General features: G+C 35.3%; 22 protein-coding genes and 1 pseudogene. 13 read left to right on the top strand and 10 right to left on the bottom strand.

The window, feature by feature from the left end; genetic code table 11:
* Position 1 precedes the first annotated feature (1 nt).
* From HF969_RS05660 to HF969_RS05650, 4 genes and pseudogenes are all read right to left on the bottom strand, one after another.
* Positions 2-376, bottom strand: coding sequence for a hypothetical protein (locus HF969_RS05660; protein WP_090289797.1), 375 nt, complete (start codon positions 374-376; stop codon positions 2-4).
* Positions 373-564: an antirestriction protein ArdA gene (locus HF969_RS10055; protein WP_281241375.1), complete on the bottom strand. Its 192-nt coding sequence runs from the start codon at positions 562-564 to the stop codon at positions 373-375. The genes HF969_RS05660 and HF969_RS10055 overlap by 4 nt, the downstream gene beginning before the upstream one ends.
* Before the next feature lie 62 nt (positions 565-626).
* Positions 627-857, bottom strand: a complete 231-nt coding sequence (locus HF969_RS10050; protein ID WP_281241372.1) for an antirestriction protein ArdA — start codon at positions 855-857, stop codon at positions 627-629.
* Positions 858-869: 12 nt separating this feature from the next.
* A pseudogene (locus HF969_RS05650) lies at positions 870-1,889 on the bottom strand (replication initiation factor domain-containing protein); the annotation flags it as partial.
* A 2-nt stretch (positions 1,890-1,891) separates the two neighbouring features.
* Here HF969_RS05650 and HF969_RS09865 point away from each other — a divergent pair.
* From HF969_RS09865 to HF969_RS05635, 4 genes are all read left to right on the top strand, one after another.
* Complete coding sequence (locus tag HF969_RS09865) at positions 1,892-2,458, top strand: hypothetical protein (RefSeq protein WP_245694827.1); 567 nt, start codon at positions 1,892-1,894, stop codon at positions 2,456-2,458.
* 12 nt (positions 2,459-2,470) lie between these two features.
* A complete protein-coding gene (locus tag HF969_RS09860) occupies positions 2,471-2,953 on the top strand; it encodes a hypothetical protein (protein WP_245694828.1) in 483 nt (160 codons plus the stop codon).
* A gap of 673 nt (positions 2,954-3,626) precedes the next feature.
* A complete protein-coding gene (locus tag HF969_RS05640; protein ID WP_143406553.1) occupies positions 3,627-3,938 on the top strand; it encodes a hypothetical protein in 312 nt (103 codons plus the stop codon).
* 277 nt (positions 3,939-4,215) lie between these two features.
* Positions 4,216-4,416 (top strand): cold-shock protein, encoded by a 201-nt coding sequence (locus tag HF969_RS05635; protein ID WP_090289799.1) that lies wholly within the window; start codon positions 4,216-4,218, stop codon positions 4,414-4,416.
* A gap of 198 nt (positions 4,417-4,614) precedes the next feature.
* On the opposite strand, the gene HF969_RS05630 is transcribed toward HF969_RS05635, so the two are convergent.
* The gene (locus HF969_RS05630) at positions 4,615-7,455 is read right to left on the bottom strand and encodes a M14 family zinc carboxypeptidase (protein WP_090289800.1); all 2,841 of its coding nucleotides are present in this window, start codon (positions 7,453-7,455) and stop codon (positions 4,615-4,617) included.
* Between the two features lie 24 nt (positions 7,456-7,479).
* The gene (locus HF969_RS05625) at positions 7,480-7,800 is read right to left on the bottom strand and encodes a hypothetical protein (protein WP_090289801.1); all 321 of its coding nucleotides are present in this window, start codon (positions 7,798-7,800) and stop codon (positions 7,480-7,482) included.
* Between the two features lie 794 nt (positions 7,801-8,594).
* Here HF969_RS05625 and HF969_RS05620 point away from each other — a divergent pair.
* From HF969_RS05620 to HF969_RS09850, 9 genes are all read left to right on the top strand, one after another.
* Positions 8,595-11,279, top strand: coding sequence for a sensor histidine kinase (locus tag HF969_RS05620; RefSeq protein ID WP_090289803.1), 2,685 nt, complete (start codon positions 8,595-8,597; stop codon positions 11,277-11,279).
* Complete coding sequence (locus HF969_RS05615; protein ID WP_090289804.1) at positions 11,272-11,970, top strand: response regulator; 699 nt, start codon at positions 11,272-11,274, stop codon at positions 11,968-11,970. The genes HF969_RS05620 and HF969_RS05615 overlap by 8 nt, the downstream gene beginning before the upstream one ends.
* Before the next feature lie 328 nt (positions 11,971-12,298).
* Positions 12,299-12,376 (top strand): K(+)-transporting ATPase subunit F, encoded by a 78-nt coding sequence (gene kdpF / locus HF969_RS10190; protein ID WP_143406555.1) that lies wholly within the window; start codon positions 12,299-12,301, stop codon positions 12,374-12,376.
* A 19-nt stretch (positions 12,377-12,395) separates the two neighbouring features.
* The gene (gene kdpA / locus HF969_RS05605; protein WP_090289805.1) at positions 12,396-14,144 is read left to right on the top strand and encodes a potassium-transporting ATPase subunit KdpA; all 1,749 of its coding nucleotides are present in this window, start codon (positions 12,396-12,398) and stop codon (positions 14,142-14,144) included.
* Between the two features lie 23 nt (positions 14,145-14,167).
* Positions 14,168-16,222, top strand: a complete 2,055-nt coding sequence (kdpB, locus tag HF969_RS05600) for a potassium-transporting ATPase subunit KdpB (protein WP_090289806.1) — start codon at positions 14,168-14,170, stop codon at positions 16,220-16,222.
* Between the two features lie 10 nt (positions 16,223-16,232).
* On the top strand, positions 16,233-16,883 hold the full coding sequence (gene kdpC / locus HF969_RS05595; RefSeq protein ID WP_090289807.1) for a potassium-transporting ATPase subunit KdpC: 651 nt from the start codon (positions 16,233-16,235) through the stop codon (positions 16,881-16,883).
* Between the two features lie 132 nt (positions 16,884-17,015).
* Complete coding sequence (locus tag HF969_RS05590; protein WP_090289808.1) at positions 17,016-17,213, top strand: CsbD family protein; 198 nt, start codon at positions 17,016-17,018, stop codon at positions 17,211-17,213.
* A 197-nt stretch (positions 17,214-17,410) separates the two neighbouring features.
* A complete protein-coding gene (locus tag HF969_RS09855; protein WP_245694829.1) occupies positions 17,411-17,632 on the top strand; it encodes a hypothetical protein in 222 nt (73 codons plus the stop codon).
* Between the two features lie 159 nt (positions 17,633-17,791).
* Positions 17,792-18,001 carry a hypothetical protein gene (locus tag HF969_RS09850; RefSeq protein ID WP_245694830.1) on the top strand — a complete coding sequence of 70 codons (210 nt, stop codon included), beginning with the start codon at positions 17,792-17,794 and terminating at the stop codon, positions 17,999-18,001.
* 45 nt (positions 18,002-18,046) lie between these two features.
* On the opposite strand, the gene HF969_RS05580 is transcribed toward HF969_RS09850, so the two are convergent.
* The 4 genes from HF969_RS05580 to HF969_RS05565 are packed head-to-tail and all read right to left on the bottom strand — an operon-like array spanning position 18,047 to position 21,707.
* Positions 18,047-18,781, bottom strand: a complete 735-nt coding sequence (locus HF969_RS05580) for a glycerophosphodiester phosphodiesterase (RefSeq protein ID WP_090289809.1) — start codon at positions 18,779-18,781, stop codon at positions 18,047-18,049.
* Positions 18,781-19,914, bottom strand: coding sequence for an ABC transporter ATP-binding protein (locus tag HF969_RS05575; RefSeq protein ID WP_090289810.1), 1,134 nt, complete (start codon positions 19,912-19,914; stop codon positions 18,781-18,783). Before HF969_RS05575 ends, HF969_RS05580 begins: the two co-directional genes overlap by 1 nt.
* A gap of 12 nt (positions 19,915-19,926) precedes the next feature.
* Positions 19,927-20,799, bottom strand: coding sequence for a carbohydrate ABC transporter permease (locus HF969_RS05570; protein WP_090289811.1), 873 nt, complete (start codon positions 20,797-20,799; stop codon positions 19,927-19,929).
* A complete protein-coding gene (locus HF969_RS05565) occupies positions 20,799-21,707 on the bottom strand; it encodes a carbohydrate ABC transporter permease (RefSeq protein ID WP_245694831.1) in 909 nt (302 codons plus the stop codon). Before HF969_RS05565 ends, HF969_RS05570 begins: the two co-directional genes overlap by 1 nt.
* Positions 21,708-21,723: the final 16 nt, after the last annotated feature.

The raw sequence follows: 21,723 nt of genomic DNA, 5'->3' as shown, positions 1-21,723 counted from the left end.
ATTACTCCTTTGCGATTATTAAAAAAGGGAACCCCTTTACCAAATAAAGGAGTTCCTTTGCAGAAAGCTGAGTACCATAAATTTTTAAACGACTAGGCTGAGAATTGAATAGATAGGTAGCTTTGTAAAAATCATACGAATAACCAAGATAAACACCGGAATCGCTATAACGCTCTAGCCCTTCAATATAAAGACTAGTGTGGTTAGAAAGAATTCGTTCAAAACAGACTTCTTTTTTAGGAATAAAAACCAGATTTTCTCGTTGAGTTAGTTTTTTTACAGTAAGAAATTGCCGAGCTTGTCTTTCAGGAATTTGTCCTTCTAAATAGAAAAAGCCATATTTTTTGAGTTCGTCTTTGAGATATTCCTGATTCATGACAATACCTCAATAATAGTATTGTCGTTTGCTTGATAGAGGCGTCCATCTTGGCGTAAATCTTCACCAATTCCCTCATAGTCAATATTCCACTTGATTAAATCAGGAACACCAGCTAAATAGCCAAGATCATCCACTAATTGTTCTGCATAATTTTTATAGGAGTAACAGTCAGAGTAGACTTGAATTTCATCAATTTGTTCAAATGCATCTAAAATATCGTTGAAAAATCCGTATTCAACAAGTTCCCCTAAATAGTGGATTGCTGGTGTCCAGTATGCTCATCCAGTTGTTCTGCAACTTCATTCATTTCATTAAAATTCTCATAGTGAGAAAGGGTAAATGGTGCCATGTAGTCTGTTATTAAATGTTCCTGTCCATCATCTAATTCAATTTTATCTTTGACTTCTTCCCAATCAATCGGTAGTTCAAACCATCGCCCTTTATTGGTATGAAGATTTTCGATATATAATTCAATCATGTGTTTCACCTCTCAATTAAATAAAAATTGTGCTAATAGTTGTTCAACTTCTTCTTGTGTAACAGTTACAGAAGAGGAAGTAGTTGTTTGAGTTTCTTCTTGTATCAATAATTCTTTTATTGTTGTTGTAAGTTTTGCCAGCTCTTCTTGATCTTTTTCTTTTAGCTCTGCTTGCTGAATTCTAGACATTAACTCATTTTTGCCAAATGTTTGATCCATAATCCAAATTTTCTTTAGCGTAGGAGCAAGATAGTTTGAGAGCCAGCGTAACGCGTTATCATAATTTGGTTTTTCACCCTTCATGGTCAATCGCAATTCTTGCATGCTTTCAATGACCATGCGCCAATTTTGACTGTAATGAGTGCGCAGTCCATTTGAGTCACAATCATATACTTTAATGGCAGTATCGATTAATTCTTTAACGATCCATTCAATTGTTTCTCCTGTAGAAAGTAAATACTCAACAAAGAGATAGGCTTTTTCGTCAGCTAAACGGATTTCATAACGATTTTTAATGCCATATTTTTGCCGAGCCATATCAACAGAGATTTCTTCTTTTTTTGCTAGTTCATAATCTTTTTGGTAAAAGTTTAAATAAAATGGGGACTATCTGGAACCAAAGTAAAGAGAGAGTCCTTTGTTGAGCCGCTGCCCACTCTTAACAACAATTCCTCCTGTAAAATCAAAATTGCGAAAAGTGGTATCGACTAATCCTTGTTCAACTTTTTCTTTCAATTCAAATAAATCATAATTGGGATAAAGAAGAGATAGATGTTCATCCAGAGCCAAATCAATTCGTGTAATTTTGGTGTCAATTATTAGACCTTCACCAAAAATATTCGATTGATAAAGCCGCCAAAAGAATGTCGTCCAAGTTTCTTCTTGTTCTTCTAGTACCAATTCATATTCTCGACAGCCTTGTCCACGCAGTTCAATCATCACTCCCATATCTAGGTTTTCTGGATTTGAGAAAACAAAGATGTTACTGAAACAATAGCTTTCGATATAATGATTAAAGCCAGCTATTTTATAAGATGCTTGAAAAAATTGAAAACGAACTTGTTGATAAAGTTAGCTTTCCTACCAATTTTGATGTTTTACAACAAGAAGTTGATAGCACGAAAAACCAATATGAAAAAATTGTACATTCATTGCAGCTTACTAAAAATAGATTGATTAATCAACGAAATGATAATTATGAGGTTAAGCAAGAACTAGCCAATTTAAGGAAGATAATTAGAAAAAATGATAAAGACAAAAAGACGATAAACAGTCATACTTGTCCCAAGTGTCACTCCATTATTACTGATAATCTTGAATTGAAAATCAATACTTTAAACAATGAAGAGGACTTTTTGTTCTTAGCTAACGAACTTGAAAAAGAATCTTTGAAAGTAGAGGCTAATATCTATAAAGAAGAAAAAAAATATCAGCAATTATTAGATACTCTAAAAAAATATGAAGATAAATTAGCATTAAATTCAAAAGAAATTAGTAATGTTTTGAAGCATAAAGGATTAATGGAAGTCAGAGATAAGCTGATTATGGATATTGGGAACAGTCAGGTCAATTTGAAACAGGCTCAGGAATCGTTAAAATAACAGAGAAAAATTTTGAAAGAATATTTAGAATTGAAAAAGAAAATAAATGAAACTTATTATGAATTAATGTTGAATGATAAAATTCATTTTAACTTAGAAGAACTGGACTCTGATAAATTTAAAAAATTTGATTCTAATATAAGCGCAGGCGGAAGTAATAAACCAATAAATACTATTGTCTGGTATTTTAATCTTTTGAAAGTGAAAAATAAATTTAATCCGGATGCTATACGTTTACCAATTGTTTTAGATAGCCCTGCAAATGCAGAACTTGATAGAGATAGTAAACATACCTTACTAAAGTATATATTTGAAGAATCAGATAAAGATAGTCAATTAATAGTTTCTACTATAGGATTTTCAACTTCTGACTTTAAAGAAGAACGTTTTGATAATATTATTGAACTTTCAAATTCTAAATATGAGTTATTGAATACAGAAGATTATGAGCTATATAAAGAACTGTGCAAGGATTTAGTTTTAATAAACGAATAGTGATTAATTAGTCTTGCTGAATGATCAGAAACAAAGAAGCCGATATGCTATTTTGAAAATAGAGTATTGGCTTCTAGGATTGCTTGTCGATATTAAAATCAGGTTGATTGTTTTAGTATTTATTCCAGCTCGCAGTTTTCTTACTAAAAACATCCAAAATATCCTAATTTTCTAGTTAAAACAGTTTGAAACTAACTCAAAACTAACTCAAAACTAACTACAATTGACAAAAATCACTAGAATTTCGCAGCATTCACAGAAAAATTAGAATGCTGTCATACCAGCGATTAGAGCTTGTCAGAAGCTCTGGAAAAAGCTAACCTTTTGCTGGAAGGTAGTGTTGACTAACACCAATTTTAGCGCTAGAAATTTTGATTTATCAATGTTTCTAGCGCTAATTTGTTTTTGAAAAGAAAAATTAACTCCAGAACCAACTAAAAATGCGATTAAAACAAATATTTCTCTCTTAAAATAAGAGTTATATCTTCTAAAATTTCTTGATGATATACACTAATCAGCTTTATATATTACTTGACAAAATTATTTTGCCATCTTGAGTTAATTATTTGTATATTCAGAGTGACAAAACTTCTATTCATATACTTGAAAGTTTATGAACATTGAATTTTAAAAATTTTACACATTGCTAATTTAAAGATAAAAGGAAGTGCTAGTGGTGTTCTTGTTAATTATTATTGGTCTTTTATTAATAATCATTGGTATTCAACTTAGAAGAGGAAAATGGTATGGAATAGTTGCTGGGAATAATTTTAAAGACAAACCGATTGAAATTCAAAAAAAAGGTGCATTAGGAGCTTCGTCTATTACTTTACTCGTAGGTAGCTTTTTAATAATCATTTATATTTTAGATTTTTATGGTATTCAAACTAGGTTTTTAACCCTTCCAGTATTTGTAATAGTGATACCGTATTCTTTTTTTTCTATATATAAATATCTTAAACACTTCATTAAATATGGAGAATAATGACTCTATTTAGTTAGAAAAAGAGTGTCAGAAAATCTACCCTCAAAAATTAGAGGTTCAGTTGTACTGTGACCTCCAAAAGATAGCAAGTTTAAACAGTTAATTTTGATATTTTAAAATAAGTGTTGACAATTCATCAAATAAGGAACATACTGTGTCTTGTAGTAAAGAAATAAGTTAATTAAGTCATTTTCATTCAACAATGTAAAATCTTCTTTTTAATTATTTTGTTATTGCAATACAAAGTGCTTAAGACGCACACAGGAGGATTTACATTATGAACACAGGTACAGTAAAATGGTTTAATGCAGACAAAGGGTTTGGATTTATCGAAGGCCAGGATGGAATTGACGTATTCGCACATTTCTCTAACATCCAAGGTGACGGCTTTAAATCTTTAGACGAAGGTCAAACAGTAACATATGACGTAGAAGCTGGCCCACGTGGCGACCAAGCAACCAATATTGTTAAACTTTAATTAATCATATCAAAGCATCCTTTAAGGGTGCTTTTTATTATGGAAATAGTTTGATTAATAATACTCAATCACTTTATTGCTAATATTGTTTTGCTTCAAAGATAAAAAAAGAAGATCGAATGTCATATTACTGACATTCAATCTTCTTTTTTATTGATATACTTATTGAGATTGCTTTTAGTTAGTAAGTAATTTCAATTAACGAGGTTCTTCGGTTGTTTCTTCAGTCGTTTCAACCTGAATATCCTTCTTAGGAACAGATACCTTTAAGCCCTCTCCCTCTATAAAGTTTTCAGAGTTGATACTATAAATTGCATTGGCTAATAAACGATATAAGTATCTTGTGTGCGCCTTATTCGTTACATCTGTTGAGAAGAACACAAAATTTTGATCTTCCATTGAATCAGCAAACCCTAAGACTTGCCCCTGAACAAAATCATGTCCTGGCCACCAACCTTCAAGATAAAAATCATCATCATCGGCAACTTTTGCAAAGATTTTTGCTTCAGGTCTTGGCTGATTCATCACGCTACCTGATGAAACATAAGCAATATCATCGCTTTGGTAAGAGCCGGAAATAGGATTTGTTAAGTCATAATTCGCCTTGAGCAAACCTTCATTTCCTCCACCATCTTCATTCATTTGAATCTCTAAAGGATAAAGTGCTTGATCCTTAACTGCTTGTAAGGCCATTGAACCAATTCCAATATAATTCTTATCCTTAAGCGCATCTTTTTCAAATACCCCTGATGAATCGACTACTACGTTAGCGTCTTTAATATCTTCAACAATGGTAAAGCCTAATTGATTGAGTACAAAACGTGTTTCATCAGCAAGTTCGGCATAGTTGGAGCTTGATGGTGTTAAATAGATCTTCGGTGGTTCTACTTTAGTCGCTTTAATTGAATCTGGGCTTTCTACCAGGTTTACTAAAAGGCCTTCAAGATAACCTTTCATGTCTTCTGTATTAGCCAAGTAATCACCCATTGCAATTTCGTCACTAGACTCATTCACAATTTGTATTTCTTTTCCATCAGCTAACATCTTATTGACTAATATCAAAGCATCATTATTATTAGCCTTTATAACAACTTGATCCGATTCAATATTTTGATCTGTGGCAGGTTTTGATAAAGGTTCTGTTATTTCAGTTAATTTATCTGCAAAAAGATCGGCTTGTCTAACTTCAACACTATCAAAGCCATGAAGTTTAGGGTAATTTAAGACTATTTCTGCATACATAGCTCCCCAATCAGATTCATCAGTCCCTTGATAAAGGGATACGTTTGCAAGAGAACGTTTAGCTTGATTCATTGGAATCACAATGGATCCAGCAGGATAAGTAATATCCTTATATGTCACTTCTATGTCAGATTGATAGACCTTCACACCATTACGTAGGAAATAGCTGATCATATCATAAACTTCATTAACATTTTTTTGTAGGCTTTTATCCATTGGTAAAATATAGTAATCTGGGAAGAAATTATCATTTTCTCCTCTAGGGCGCCCACCAACTGACCCATCAGCCTTTACAAGCCACGAGTCCACAGCCTTATTATCTTCATTTTCAATACCCCGTCTAAAGATTTCTAATTGATTTTGATAGAGGACGGTTTTATTATCGAGAACATACTTTATGGAACCTAAAACGGCATGCTTAGCAGCTAAAAGGGATTGTTGGTTTTGAGCTGGAATTTCAACTGTATGACCCAACGCTCCATGAATAAGCGAGAATACAGCCGTATACCCTAAGAAAGCATCATCCCAACCATCTCCATAGTCAAACATTGGAATAATATAGGACGTATAGTCAGAGTTAGCAATACCCACATCTCCCATGGCTCTGGCATGTCCTATCGCACCTGGTTTATCATCAACAACATCCTTAGTATCAGGATCCATCTCGCCGCCCATGAGCAGATCATACTCAAAATTTGGTTCATGAGGAGGAGTAGTGGGTTCAATAAGAAATTCCGGAACAAATCCATGTAAATCAATAAAAGTTAACGGATTATATTTCGCTAAAGTTGCAGACATAGCTTTTGTTTCAGCTTGCGTCTGGTAGATATTATCTCGATTAATATCCAACTTATGAGAATTTTCCCTTTGGTTTTCAGCTTTACCATCGGGATTTAATGTTACACAGAAAATAAGAATAAAATTATCTAACACATCGCTTACTTTTAATCTCTCCAAGCTATCTTTTTCCTGACCATTAAAAATAAATTCCTCCTTAGTGGAAAGGTCTTTTAACAAATCAATTTGAGCATCTATCCCTGGTGATTCATCGGGATGTGTATTATTAATGAAAATTGGAACTTGGTAAGATGTCGGGTCGTCTTGTGCAATTTTTTCACTTAGTTTAGCAGGATCATTTAAAGCTTCGGTCAGCGTGTTGTTTAAATAATGATCAATGGTTTCTTCATTTTTTGCTACGATCACCATGGGAATTTCTCGTCCTTCATCCGTCTGCCCAATCGACTCATATTTAAAGAAACGATCTCCTTTTTCATTTCCTGCCGCAATTAATGCGTCCAAATCAGGTTGTATTTCTTCGTATTTATGAAATCCAGTATAATTCTGGATCTCAATATCGATTGAGGCTTTTGCCCCACTACCTTCATCCTTTACAACTAAAGGATAAGTGCCTAACAATTCTTCGAAAGTCCAACGTGGATAAGGTCTTAAATCAGTCGCATCCAATCCATAAGGAAGCGAGTTAACTAATTTACCTTTTAATACATTACCATCTATGGATAAATCTTCTACCCGAATCCAAGGCTTTAAGTCGTAAGCTTCGGTCTCCATATTGAAAGCTTTCCATTCACTCAAAGGCTTGTCACCTAAACTAAAACTTAGTTGGTCTAAAGATATTTCTTCTTTGAAATCAACTTCAAAGTCTAAAGATTTTTTCTCAGTTAAACTTAAGTGGGTATCCTCCATTGATAAAGTTTGAGCATAAATTGAAAGGCTAGATGGTACCAATAGCGTTAAAGTAAGCAAAAATGTAACCAGCAACTTAATCAATTTTTTCATACTATTCTTTCCTTTCTACTTGATTTATTTAGCAAACATAAAGGAATCTGGTATTAGATAATATTCTCCCCTTTCTTCAATCAAATGATAAACATGAGTCACTGTGTTTTCGCGAATTTTTATTTTGCAAGTTACTAGAATTTTATCGACATCCTCTTGAATTTTTTCAACTTTTTCAAGTCGACCAATATCGATCATGCGATATTGACGGTAGCGATTAAATTCTTCTAAACTGACTCGATCTTTAAAGGAGTTGGCCAGCATTCCATAAAACGCTTGTCGATTGTTTGAGTAGACAGCTTTATAAAAATTGTTTATTACTGCCTCAATTTTTTTTGTATCCATACATCGCTTCCTTTCCTAAAATTTAAAGAACTTTGCTAACTATATTATAACACTCAGTTTCATTAATACGATAAGTTTACTTATGGAATCCAATTCTAAATAAGGCAATTAATTATATAATGAAAACTATATTGTTCATACTTAATGTTAGCACTATCTATTTTTCAAACAGGCCTATAAAGAAAATTTATCAAACATAGATTTTTAAAATTGAAGTCCGCTTGAAAAACTACTTTATGATCCTGATGGACTCCAATTTAAAAAAACATAAAAGTAATTCTTTAAGAATACCATTAAAAATAGGGACTTATCTCTTTAGTCCCTAGCTCTTTATAAATTTTATAAGATAAACAGATATAATAAAGAAAAAATAGTTGTAACCGTGGCGACAGCTAACAATATACATAGCGGCATTCCAATTACCATAAAAAATATTAAAATTAAGGGGTGCGTTTTTAAATAAGCGATCATGCTCTTCTCAAGTTGTATAATAAATGCAAAGTGAATGTTCAATCGCTTCGAAAAATTAATTCCATCCATTCTATGATAATAGGATGACTGTCTTGGATAGTTTGATAGATAGTGATTCACTTTAAACAACCTCCTTTTTACTATTAGCTACACTCAGTATAAGTTATCAGCTAATAAGATAGTGTTAAAGGACCGTGATCAGTATTAAAATTAAATAAAGACCGAATCTTTATACAATCTTAATACCGCTCAAAGAGTTTTTATATTTTAAAAACACTAGATCAAGTAAAATAATAAGGAGAATAAAGAAAGTAGGTGAAAAAATGGTTCAAGACTTAAAGGCTAGCTATCAATTAAATAATTCAATAAACGATATCCAACCAGGGCACTTAAAAATCTTTTGTGGCTATGCCGCCGGAGTAGGTAAAACATACAGTATGTTACAAGCTGCTCACTCCGCTAAAGAACAAGGTGTTGATGTTATCATTGGATATATTGAACAGCACACCCGTCCAGATACGCTAAAATTAATGGATGGTTTGGAAAGCTTGTCGCCTATTGAGATAACCTACCGTGGATTGTCATTAAAAGAATTTGACTTAGATGGTGCGTTAAACCGCAAACCGCAACTTATTTTAGTCGATGAGTTAGCCCATAGTAATGCTGAAGGGTCCCGCCATACCAAACGTTATCAAGATGTCGAAGAACTACTGCGAGCTGGAATTGATGTTTACACGACTATGAATATTCAACACTTAGAGTCTTTAAAAGACGTTGTAGACACCGTTACCAACGTGGCAGTTAATGAAAGGATTCCTGATTCCGTCTTTGATGCAGCCGATCAAATTGAATTAATTGATATCGAACCGGATGACTTAATCTTACGCTTGAAAATGGGGAAAATTTATAAAAAAGAACAAGCTTCAAGGGCATTGAATCATTTTTTCTCACGTGACAATTTAAGAGCTTTAAGAGAACTTGCTATGCGTCGAACAGCGGATCATCTCAGTCGTCACGCTCAAAAACAAGGCAATCCTCTTAGCAATATCGCAAGCGATCATATTTTAGTTTGTATATCAAGCTCACCGAGTAATGCTAAAGTCATTCGAACCGCCGCTCGAATGGCGGAAGCCTTTCATAGCCATTTTACTGCCCTTTATGTTGAAGATTCTGATCACAAACCGTTGAAAGCCGAAGAACTAAAACAACTTAGAAATAACTTGCGTCTAGCTGAACAATTAGGTGCTCAAATTTCAACAGTTTATGGGGATGATCCTGCTTTTCAAATAGCAGAGTACGTTAAAGTTAGTGGCATTACCAAGATTGTTTTGGGAAGAAATAATAAAAGTGGTCGCATCTTCACGCGCCATAAAACCTTGACTGATAAATTAAATAAATTAGTAGACAATATAGACATCTACATTATTCCTGATGATCAACCACGTCAAAGACAATCCTTCAAATTATTCAGCAATACTAAACAAGAATTTAGTTGGAAAGACTTTGTAAAAGTAATTGGACTGAATATTATAGCCACCTTGATCAGTTTTGGTTTTTACCAAGTTGGACTCCGGGAAGCAAATATTATCACAGTCTATATTCTAGCTGTTCTCTTAACAGCTGTCTGGACCCGAGGCCATTGGTATGGGGTCTTAGCCTCTCTTTTCAGTGTCATTTCCTTTAATTATTTCTTCACTGTTCCTCGATTTACTTTAGAAGCTTACGCTCCCGATTACCCGGTTACTTTTCTGATTATGCTTGTCGCTAGTGTTCTTTCTAGCTCACTCGCAACCCGAGTCAAAAAACAAGCCCAGCAATCTGCCCAAAGAGCTTACCATATGGAAATTATTATGAATAGTAACCAAAAATTAGCCGACGGACAGCATGAATTTGAAATTATTCAGATTGCAGCTAGTCAAATAGCTGAATTAATTAATCGTCCTATTCTCTATGCTTTGACCCAGAATGAATCTACTTTACAATTTTCTGAAACAAACCAACCAGGCCTTGGGAAAATAATTGGACCCCTCAACCAAGATGAGTTAGCTATCGCTAATTGGGTGATTAAGAATAACAAACACGCGGGCGCAACAACTAATACTTTATCCCATGCCCAAAACCTCTATATGGCGGTTCGTGGTAGTCAAGAAGCCCTGGGTATAATTGGTATCCCAATAAAGTATTATCCCGTTCTGAGTGTTTTCGAAAAAAACCTAATCGTGTCCATTTTAAATGATTGTGGTTTAATGCTTGAGCGACGTCATTTAATAGAAGAAAAACAAGCGATTGAGATTGAAACACAAAGAGAAAGATTACGCTCCAATCTTCTAAGATCAATTTCGCATGATTTACGTACGCCTTTGACTAGTATCAGTGGTAATGCCTCGGTTTTAATGGATCAAACCCTTCAATTAGAAGAGAAGAAAAAACAAAATCTATATAGTAGTATTTATGATGATGCGATGTGGCTCATTAATTTGACAGAAAATCTCCTTTCCATCACTAAACTTGATAATGGAACAATGAATATTACTCTGAATGCAGAATTAATTGAAGATGTTGTTCATGAAGCCATTACCCACATTGATCGGAATATCTCAGATCATCATTTTTCAGTTAAGTTAACGGATGAATTATTGGTGGCAAAAATGGATGCACGCTTAATTGTTCAAGTCCTCGTCAATTTAATTAATAATGCAATTAAATATACACAGTCCGGTTCATCCATTATTTTATCTGCCAAAAAAGTTGACAATCTGGTTCAAATTGAACTTGCTGATGATGGACCTGGCATTTCTGATCAAGCAAAGATTCATTTGTTTGATATGTTTTACACGGCTGATCTAGGCCAATCAGATAGCCGGCGGGGCTTAGGTCTTGGCTTAAGTTTATGCAAGTCGATTATTGAAGCACATGGAGGTGAGATCGGGGTTGAGGATAATCAACCTAATGGAACCATTTTTTCATTTACTTTGCCTTTAGAGGAGGTTCACATAAAAAATGATTAAACCTAAAATTTTAGTTATCGAAGATGATCCTGCTATCACTAACTTGATACGTACTACCCTAGACACTCAAGCATACCAATATCATACTGCAAAAACAGGGGCCGAAGCTCTTTTAGATGCTGTTTCCTATAATGCCGATGTCATTATTCTTGACTTAGGACTACCTGACATGGACGGCATCGAAATTATACGCAAGGTGAGAGGGTGGAGTAAAGTACCGATAATTGTTGTAAGTGCTCGTAGCGAAGATCTTGATAAAGTTGAGGCTCTCGATGCAGGTGCCGATGATTATCTCACTAAACCATTTAGTATTGAAGAGTTTCTCGCCCGTTTACGTGTCGCCCTAAGAAGAAGTCAAACAGAAGATAGTAATTCTCAAGCACCAGTCACTCACTATCAAAATGGCGATTTAAAAATTGATTACGTTGCTGGATGTGCCTATCTGAATGAAGAGGAAATTCATTTAACCCCTATTGAATATAAATTGCTCACCGTATTAGCTAAAAATACTGGGAAAGTTCTTACACATAATTATATTTTAAAAGAAGTGTGGGGCAGTAGCTTCGAGGCAGATATTCCCTCATTAAGAGTCTTTATGGCAACTTTAAGAAAGAAAATAGAGGAAAATCCTTCTGATCCTGCTTATATTCAAACGCATATTGGTGTTGGTTACCGTATGATTAAACGATAAATTGATATACTTGATATTCACCTGATAAAAAGTAATTTTTGATTGGATGGTTAGCATGAGGTTAGCAACCACCTTTCTGAAATTACTTTTTTCTTTATTGTACAGATTTCTTATACAGGACCTTTATACAATCTTAATCTCATCGACCAAGCACTAAGATCACCTTTATAACCTTTGCAGTAAACTAATAAATGTAAAATATTAAGGAGGAATTCTCATGTATGATCTTTTAATGATTATCATTCTAACATTTTCTACATTTGTCCTAATCCAACTTATTAATTGGTGTCAAAGGCAAATTAATCGGTTAGATTAAGGAGGAATTCAATTGATCGCTCTTATTGTTATTATTATCTTACTTTTTGTTTATCTCATTTATGCTCTGGTCAATCCAGAAAAGTTCTAACGATTAGGAGGAATTTAAAATGTGGCAAATGATAGCTACCTTATTCATTTATTTGCTGCTGGTCATTCCGGTAGGCAATTATCTGTACCGTATTGCAAGTCAAAAAAAGACATTCGCTGATCCTGTCTTTGACTACGTCGATCGATGGATTTATAAATTGGCAGGCATCTCTCCTCATACTTCCATGAATTGGAAAAGTTATGCTGTAAATTTAATTAAAACAAACGCAGTCATGATTTTATTAACCTATCTTATTTTGAGAATTCAGGGTATGGCAATTTTTAATCCCAATCAAATTGAAGGAATGGAACCGTCGCTTTCTTTTAATACGGTTATCAGTTTTATGACAAATACCAATTTACAGCATTATGCTGGTGAAAACGGACTCTCTTATTTATCACAAATGACGGTTATAATTTTCATGATGTTTGTCTCTGCTGCTAGTGGTTATGCCGCTTGTATAGCGTTTATTCGTGGACTAGCAGGTCATTCCAAAGATAATATGGGTAACTACTATGTCGATATGGTTCGAATTACTACCCGTATTTTGATCCCCTTTTCAATACTCGGTGGCTTGTTACTTGTTTGGCAAGGAGTGCCACAAAATTTCAGTGGTAATTTAATAGTAGACACATTGGAAGGAAGCAAACAAGTGATTGCAATGGGACCGGTGGCCGCTTTAGAAATAATTAAACACTTAGGTACGAACGGTGGAGGATTCTTAGGGGCCAATTCAGCTACTCCAATTGAAAATCCAACTCTTATCTCAAACTTAATTGAACTCTATTCCATGATGCTATTACCAGGCGCTTGTGTTATTACATTTGGAAAAATGGTAAGCGAAAACAAATCAACCAATCAAATAAATCCTATCAACCAAACTGTTAAACCATCCTTCATTCATAGAGCATTTGGTAAACAAGGATTTAGTCTTTTTACTGCCATGGGTATTCTATTCACATTAGGTTTAGTTCTTTGTTTCTGGGCTGAAAGTCAAGGGAATCCCGTCCTAGCCCGATTGGGATTAGATCAAGCCATGGGAAACATGGAAGGAAAAGAGCTTCGGTTTGGAATCGCCCAATCTGCCTTGTTTACCACTACTACAACTTCCTTTACGACAGGGACTGTTAATAATATGCATGATACACTAACGCCTTTAGGTGGTTTGGTTCCTTTATTACATATGATGTTAAATGTCGTTTTCGGCGGAAAAGGTGTTGGTTTAATGAATATGGTTCTATATGCCATTCTTTCCGTCTTTATTTGTGGTTTAATGATTGGCCGTACCCCAGAGTACCTCGGCAAAAAAATTGAAGGACGCGAGATGAAACTAACCGCTCTTTGCATTATCATTCATCCTCTATTAATTCTTAGTTTTACTGCCTTAGCTATTGGTACAAATTGGGGCAGAGAGGCAATTTCTAATCCTGGATATCACGGACTATCTCAAATTCTTTATGAATTTTCTTCAGCTACTGCTAATAATGGATCAGGTTTTGAAGGTTTAGGCGATAATACCCTTTTTTGGAATCTAACCACAGGGATAGTCATGTTCTTTGGTCGTTACTTATCAATTATTATTCAACTCGCAATTGCCGGATCTTTAATGCATAAACCGTTTATTAATCAGTCTTCAGGAAGTTTACAAACCACTACTATTTCATTTGCTTTCATATTAGTAATGGTTGTTTATATATTTGCGGCCTTAACATTCTTACCTGTTTTAGTTTTAGGTCCAATTGCTGAACACCTTACTTTATTATCTTAACTCTTGTTTAAGGAGGAAAATTAATGTCTCATAAAAGTAACACGTTAATTACCAGAGAGATGTTTCAGGCAGCTTTAATTGACTCTTTTAAAAAATTAAACCCTGTCTATATGATTCAAAATCCAGTAATGTTCGTCGTCGAAATCGGCTTTTTCATAACCCTTGTTTCCACTTTCTTCCCATCTTTTTTTTCACAAAATACTAATGATAGAAACCTTCAAATTTATAACTTACTGGTCAGCCTTATTCTATTATTTACGATCCTCTTTGCTAATTTTGCCGAATCGATTGCTGAAGGTAGAGGGAAAGCTCAAGCAGCTTCACTTAAAGCAACTCAACAAGCTACCGAAGCCAGACGGTTACTTAAGGATGGTTCTGAAGAAATAGTTTTATCCAATCAGTTAAATAAAGGAGATATTGTTCTTGTTTCAGCTGGTGAGGTCATACCCGGTGATGGTGAAGTAATCGAAGGAGTCGCCTCAGTCGATGAATCCGCAATTACGGGAGAGTCTGCTCCTGTTGTTAGAGAATCGGGTGGCGATTTCTGTTCAGTTACCGGTGGTACAACCTTAGTTTCCGATTGGCTTAAAATTCAAATTACCTCTGAACCCGGAAATAGTTTTTTGGACCGTATGATCAGTTTAGTAGAGGGGGCTTCTCGCAAGAAAACACCCAACGAAATCGCCTTAAACACGCTCTTAGTTTCCTTAACCATTATTTTTTTAATTGTGATTGTATCTCTCTACCCGATTGCATTGTACTCAGGAATATCAATTCCTACTTCAACCTTAATTGCTTTGACGGTTTGTTTAATTCCAACCACTATTGGTGGTCTTCTCTCAGCAATTGGAATTGCTGGTATGGATCGTGTCACTCGTTTTAATGTGATTGCTATGTCTGGTAAAGCAGTGGAATCATGTGGAGATGTTGATACTATGATTCTAGATAAAACAGGAACAATCACTTATGGTAACCGTCTAGCTGCGGAAATAGTCCCTGTTGAAGGGATAAAATTACCTGAAGCACTTCGTTGCGCGGCTTTAACTAGTTTGCATGATGATACCCCTGAAGGGAAATCTACGCTCGAGCTCGCTAGACAACTTGGCGATGACAGTCAAGATGAAACAGGCGCAGAATTTGTCCCATTTACGGCTCAAAGTCGTATGAGTGGTGTTGATTTAAACAGTGGTCAATCATTGCGTAAGGGAGCAATGGATGCAATTGTCACTTACGCTAAAGACCAAGGGGGGCAAATTCCAAAAGATTTAAATGCTTTAGTAGAACGCATATCCGGTCTGGGTGGAACTCCCTTAGTCATGTGTGAAGGCAACAAAATTTTAGGTGTTATTTATTTAAAAGATACGGTGAAAGAAGGAATGGCAGAACGTTTCGAACGTTTACGCGACATTGGCATTAAAACCATCATGTGTACCGGTGATAACCCATTAACAGCAGCAACTATTGCTAAAGAAGCTGGAGTTGATGGTTTTATTGCTGAATGTAAACCAGAAGATAAAATTAGAGTCATTCAAAAAGAACAAGCAGAAGGTAAAATCGTTGCGATGACTGGAGACGGGACCAATGATGCCCCTGCTCTCGCTCAAGCGAACGTTGGTTTAGCGATGAATAGTGGAACAACAGCGGCTAAAGAAGCTGCCAATATGGTTGATTTAGACTCCGATCCGACTAAGATTATTGAGGTAGTTGAAATTGGGAAACAATTATTAATCACGAGAGGAAGTTTGACAACCTTCTCTATAGCCAATGATATTGCTAAATATTTTGCTATTATCCCAGCTATGTTCATGATTGCAATTCCACAATTGAGTGTGCTTAATATCATGAATTTGGCTACACCTCAAAGTGCTATTCTTTCAGCTTTAATCTTTAACGCTCTCATTATTCCATGCTTAATACCCTTAGCGATGAGAGGTGTTAACTATCGACCAATGAGCTCAGGAAAATTATTAGCCAGAAATATGCTGATTTATGGTCTGGGTGGCGTCATCACACCATTTATTGGTATTAAATTAATTGATATTCTAATAAGTCCACTCTTGTTTGGTATTGGTATTTAGGAGGTTAAAAATGAATAAAAAAATAAAGTCATTCTGGCAAACTTTTCGTCAAAGTATAGGACTGACCTTAGTGATGATGGTCATGTGTGGATTATTATTTCCCCTCACCTTAACAGGCCTAGCATCCCTTATATTCCCTCATCAAGCTTCAGGTAGCACTGTTGAAGTAGATGGAAAAGTTATAGGCGTTGAAAATGTTGGTCAAGAATTTACTCAAAACTATTTTTTATGGGGGCGTCCTTCTGCTTATCATTATAACGTCTATAAAGAAGATGAGAGTGGTAAGCCAGTCTACCTAAATGGAGAAGCATTCATAGGCCTATCCTCTGGCTCTGCTAATTACGCTCCATCTAATCCTAATTTAACCAATCGTGTTTCCCTCGATATGGCGAAGTTTCTTGAATTGAATCCTTCGGTTGAAGCTAAGGATATTCCGAGTGATCTCTTAACAGCTTCCGGTTCTGGTTTAGATCCTCATATTTCTCTACAAGCTGCGATGATTCAAGTGCCTCGCATTGAAAAAGCATCTGGTATCTCGGCTAATCAAATAGAACAGATTATTTCTCATCATACTGAAAAGCAACTATTTGGCCTATTAGGCGAAGAAACGGTTAATGTTCTTTTAGTGAACAAAGAAATTGCGAGTACTATGAATCAATAATGTATTCTATCTTTTTACCCTTTTACTAATTAAACTCATCAAAAAAATATTGAATCCTTGAGTCAAAGAATTTGAAAAAAAAATACCGAACCTATATGATTTGGGAAAGATACTATAAAGGAGGCATTTATTATGTCAGAAGAGAAGAAAAATGCAAAATTGGAAAAATTAGCAGGTAGCGTTAAAGAAGCCGTTGGAAAAGTAACTGATAATAAAGAATTACAGTCTGAAGGAATGGCAGAAAAAGTTAAAGGGACCGTCAAAGAAGGTATTGAAGACGCTAAAGATGCCGTTGATGGATTAAAAAAAGGCTTATCCGATAAAGAATAAGCATTCACAATTAAGGGGTGGACCATCAACTGATGATCCACCCCTTAAATGCATTCCTCATTCTTAATTTAATCCATCTGACATTAAATATATACGTGATACCAGCTAGTAAGAATAACTTATGTCAAACTGTGCAAAATAAAAGTGGCTTTTAGCTATAGTCTTTTTATACATTCAATCAGCAAAGGTGATGTTTAATGAAATCACAACACCCTATACAAATGCAAGGGAGCCCAGAAGCAATTACTAGAGTAAAAAAAATCTATGAAAACCATGCTGAATTTCCTTATATTTCACCAGAACGTGACATAGATAAATGGCTAGCCGAAATCGAATTGAAATCGAGTCATTTGGTTGCAAAGCGAAATATGGTTCGAACTGAAGAAGGTCTTCTACCAGGTCATATTATTCTTTTATAGCGTGTCAGTCATGGAACTTATACCGTAGGACATTGGATTACTAAATACTTTGAATATGACTATGGCATTGATGGTCATGATATTGACTGGTTAGTTGAACAAGAGTATGTCCGTATTCTTTCTGCAAAGGAGTCTTTAATCTATGAAACAGCACCTTTTTTGAAGAAACTACTCAAAGACAAGAACATTTCAGGCTTTTCTAAATTAAAGAAAGAAGAACTCCTTAAAGCGGTGCGGCAAGAATATTCCGAGACAGAATTAGCAATCCTAACTAAGACGAGAGGCTATCACCTCACTCCAAAGGGTGAACAGGCTTTAAAAAATAACCAAGCAATTGTTGACAAACACCCTAAAAAGCCTGGATTTTAAAAAGAATCCTTCTGGATATCCAGAAGGGTTCTTTTTAGCTAGAACTTATATTAAATCCAAGGCTCTTTCCACATAATTCGTTATAATTCGCTCAACACCCGCATCAATCATCATCTGAATATGCTCTGTTTCATTAACCGTATAAGTATTAATTTGAACACCATGACCATGACATTCTGCAATATCTTCTGGATCTAAAGTCACAAAGGCAGGGTGATAATGACCTACACCGTGCTCCTTACAATATTTACCAGGGTTTAATTGACCGGAAGCCGTTAAAAAACCATATTCAATTTTACTATCACCTGCTAATCGCACAAAATCACGTACGCTATGGTGATTAAAAGACGAAATCAAAACACGGTCTTCCAAATCAAATTCTTTAATCAATGCTAATACTTTCTCATTTATACCCTCATAGCGAAAAATATTAGTTTTCAATTCAATATTCACTTTAATTGTTAAAGGCTTCATCCATTCAAAAAATTCACGCAAAGTCGGAATTTGAATGTCTCTTGCGGAATTAACTTGTGTTTCTTTGAAGTTAGCATAATAGTTATACTGACGTAATTCCGTTAAAGTCATCTCTTTTACATAACCACTTCCGTTCGAAGTACGATCAATGGTTTCATCATGTATGATGACCACCTCTTGATCTTTGGTTAAATGAACATCCAATTCAATGCCTTCGATAGGAAATTTTGCCGCCTCTTTGAAAGCTAACATGGTATTTTCAGGATATAATCCCGAGTAACCGCGATGTGCAATAATTTTTACCATTATTTATCAAAATCCTCTCCCACTATTCGATTGAGTATCGAAGCTTCGGTCTTTTGATCGAACAGCATAATTTTATTTAGGTCTAATTGAACCTGAACTCCTTCGCCAATTTTAACGGGTCGAGCGGGTGAAAATCGTGCTACTAATTCGCGACTAGAGGTCGGATGATCGAAATAAACAAAAGTATCCGAACCCACTTGCTCAACATTTTTAGCGATAACATTCAAACCTGAGGTGTTTAAACCCTCGGCCTTATGGTGCATGTCCTCCGGGCGAATGCCAATATAAACTTCCTGGTCTTCTACTTCAACAAGTAACTGATCTTTGACTTCTTCAGCGAGCTCAAACGATTGATCAGCAATTTTAAGGTTTACTTTCCCCTCTTTAATCACTAACCTACCATTGAACATATTAATCATAGGTGATCCAATAAATTCAGCAACAAACTTATTACATGGATTATAATACAAATTCGCCGGTGTGTCATATTGTTCGATACGTCCAGCATTCATCACAGCTATTCGTGTTCCCATTGTCATGGCTTCTGTTTGGTCATGGGTAACATAAACAAAGGTCGTTCCTAATTCACGATGTAACTGGGTAATTTCAGACCGCATGGTTACCCGTAATTTTGCATCTAAATTTGAAAGGGGCTCATCTAATAAAAACACTTTTGGACTCCTAACCATAGCTCTTCCTAAGGCTACTCTTTGACGTTGTCCCCCTGATAAAGCCCCTGGTTTCTTATCAAGTAAATCTATCAATTGTAGGGCCTCCGCAACTTGTTCAACACGTAAATTACGATCTTTCTTACTTATACCATTCATTTTTAAAGAAAAACCCATATTATCTCGAACATTCATATGTGGATAAAGCGCATAAGATTGGAAAACCATAGCTATATCGCGATCTTTAGGCTGTAAATTATTAACTCGTAAATCGCCAATCCAGAGTTCTCCTTCCGAAATACTCTCTAAACCAGCAATCATACGTAAAGTTGTTGACTTGCCACAGCCAGAAGGACCTACTAATACGATGAACTCCTTATCTTCAATTTCTAAATCAATATTTTTAACCGCTTTAAAGCCATCGTCATATATTTTAGCAACTTTTCTTAAACTTAATTTAGCCATCTCTATTTTCCCCTATCCTTTCACCGCTCCGGCCGTAAGACCTTTTACCATATTTCTTGAACCCACAATGAAGATAAGCAAGCTCGGAATCATACAGATCATGACACCTGCCACCATTAAAACAAGTGACTGAGAATCGACTGAATTGAGCATGCTAATTCCGATTTGAACGGTCCGATTCTGATCATTATTTGTCACTAGTAGTGGCCACATATACATATTCCATCCCGATAGGAATGATTGAACAGACATAGCTCCTAAGGTTGGTTTTATCAAAGGCATCAAAATAGTTAAAACGAATCGTAAATCGGTACAACCATCTACCTTAGCAGCTTCATACACTTCATAGGGAAAGTTCTGCAAGGCTTGAACACATAAGAAGATATTAAAGGCAGATATAATGAAAGGGATGATTAAAACATAGAGAGAATCATTCCAACCCCAAGATGAAACCATTAAAAACTGCGAAATAATAACGGCTTCGCCTGGAATCATCATTGTCGATAAGATTAATGCGTATAATAGCCCTTTACCTTTAAACTTTAAAAAGCGAAAGGCAAAAGCTGCTAAGACAGAAGTTATTAACTGACTAAGAGTGATAGCTACCGCTACGATCATTGAATTTCTTATATAGGTGCCAATTGGTGCCATTTCGAAAACATCAAGAAAATTAGTTAATGTCGGATTTTTAGGAAACCAAACACTCTCAGGATCATATAACTCACCAGAGGGTTTAACGGACATCATTAGCCCGTACAATAAAGGCGAAAGAACAATCAATAACATAACTATATTTATAAGCAATCGTACAATACTCCATACAGTGATTGGTTCGCGTCTTTTTTTAACTGTATTTTTCTTATTTTCTTTAATAAGTTCTGCCATTATACTCTCTCCTTTCCACGGATTTTAAACATGATAATGGTCAAGATCATAACGATTAAAAATAGAATAACTGACTCGGCTGAAGCATAGCCATAACGATAGTTCATAAAGGCATTACGATAAATATCATAAACAATCACATTAGATGCTTGGCCTGGCCCACCCTTGGTCAATATATTTATCTGTCCAAACCCTTGGAAAGCGTTAATAACATTGGTCACAATCACAAAAAACAAAGTGGGTTTTAAAGACGGAATGGTGATGTAAATAAATTTCTTTAATCCATTCGCACCATCGATTGAAGCAGATTCATAAAGTGCATCATCTATACTGGCTAAGCCAGATGAAAAATACAAAAAGTTCATCCCTGAATTTAGCCAGCCTGTTAAAATTCCCACAACTAACAAAGCACTCCCTGGTTGAGACAAATAATTCACATATGTTCCTAGGATTCGATTAATAATCCCGACAGTGGGGTTTAACATGACTTGAAAAATCATAGCCATCCCTGCAGACGCAATCGCCATTGGCATCGCATAGGAGGTCGAAAACAATTTAATACCTGGGAAGGTCTTTTGACACAAAAGAGCTGTAATAAAGCCCAATAGAACGCCTACGATCACCACAATCACAACAAATTTAAAAGACACCCGTACACTGTTCCAAAAGCTTTCGCTTGAAAATAGTTCTGCATAATTCCCCCAGCCTAGAAACTCAGCGTTTTGACCCAGATTGTTGGTCAAAAATAAGCTTCGATAGATGGTTTGAAAAAAAGGCCAGAACATAAATACCGATAGGATTAAAATCGCTGGCAGTAAATAGCCATATCCCTTAATTTTTTCTACAAGACTTCGTTCTTGTTCGATTATTACGACTTCTTCTTCCATCTCTGCCACCTCTTCTTGCATATATTCCTCAAAATAA

Origin of the sequence: Facklamia miroungae (assembly GCF_012396555.1) — a bacterium.
GTDB classification, from domain to species: domain Bacteria; phylum Bacillota; class Bacilli; order Lactobacillales; family Aerococcaceae; genus Facklamia; species Facklamia miroungae.
This window is presented reverse-complemented; position numbering and strand designations above follow the sequence as displayed.